2 protein-coding genes are annotated in these 1136 nt (G+C 70.7%); one reads left to right on the top strand and one right to left on the bottom strand.

Features of this window, described 5'->3' with window-relative positions:
- Window positions 1-151 precede the first annotated feature (151 nt).
- Window positions 152-793 (top strand): O-methyltransferase, encoded by a 642-nt coding sequence (locus I5I_RS00550; protein WP_036315025.1) that lies wholly within the window; start codon window positions 152-154, stop codon window positions 791-793.
- Window positions 794-877: 84 nt separating this feature from the next.
- Here the strand turns inward: I5I_RS00550 and I5I_RS00545 are convergent.
- Window positions 878-1136: ROK family protein (locus tag I5I_RS00545; RefSeq protein ID WP_036315022.1), on the bottom strand; the 259-nt coding region annotated here is incomplete at its 5' end.

The raw sequence follows: 1136 nt of genomic DNA, 5'->3' as shown, positions 1-1136 counted from the left end.
CAGCCGCTCGGGTCCGACCCAGAGGGGCGGCCACGATCAGGAGCAGGACGAGCTTGTCCCAGTCGAGGCCGAAGAACATGCCTCCAGGTTACCCGTGCGCCTGCCGGAAACGACGCCGAGCGCCCCGTACGCTGGGGACTGGAGGAACCACATGGCCGATCAGGACGCGATCCGCAGGTACGTCGACGACGTCACCGTCGAACCCGAAGCGATCGAGCGCGCCCGTGCGCACGCGCTCGAGCTGGGTGCGGATCCGATCAGCCCGGCGGTGGGCGCCCAGATCGCCGTGATCGCCGCAGCGACCGCGGCGCTGAACGTCGTCGAGATCGGCACGGGTGCGGGGGTGTCGGGCCTGTGGCTGCTGCACGGTGCGCCCCGCGCGACACTCACGACCATCGACAAGGAGCCCGAGCATCTGGCGGCGGCACGAACGGCATTCGCCGACGCGAAGGTACCGCCGGCTCGCGCCCGCTTCATCACCGGCCGCGCCAGCGACGTGCTGCCCCGGATGAACGAGGCGTCCTACGACATCGTGCTCGTGGATGCCGATCCCGAGAGCGTCATCGACCACGTCGAGCACGGCCTGCGGCTGGTCCGCGCGGGCGGCACCGTCCTCATTCCGCGGGTGCTGTCCGGGGGCGCGATCGCAGACCCGGTGCGCCGCGATCCCGTGACGACCGCGTTTCGCACGCTGATCCAGGAGACACAGGCCTCGCCCGCGGTTCTCGGTGCGCTCTCCATCGTGGGCGAAGGGCTTCTGCAGCTGACCACCGTCGCCCCGGATCTGCGCTGAACGCTGGCTGAGGGCTGTCGGCGGCGCACCGCAGGGTACGGAAAAGGGCCGGTCCGAGGACCGACCCTTTCACGTGCGAGATCGTCAGGCTGCGCCGACCACGTCGCCGAGCACGCCGTGAAGTTCCTTGGCCTCTTCGTCATTGACAGAGACGACGAGTCGTCCGCCGCCCTCGCCGTCCGTGCCGACGGTGACGTGACCGATCTCTCCGGCGGCGAACCGACTGCCGGCCATGGGCTGACCACCCGCGAGCAGGCCTGACCCGACGCCCCGGCCCACGCGGACCAGCAGCACGTAGTCGGCGGCTCCGCCGAAGGTGTACTCCGCCAGCACGGCCGCATGG

It is taken from the genome of Microbacterium sp. B24 (assembly GCF_000333415.1).
In the GTDB taxonomy this organism is placed as follows: Bacteria; Actinomycetota; Actinomycetes; order Actinomycetales; family Microbacteriaceae; genus Microbacterium.
This window is presented reverse-complemented; position numbering and strand designations above follow the sequence as displayed.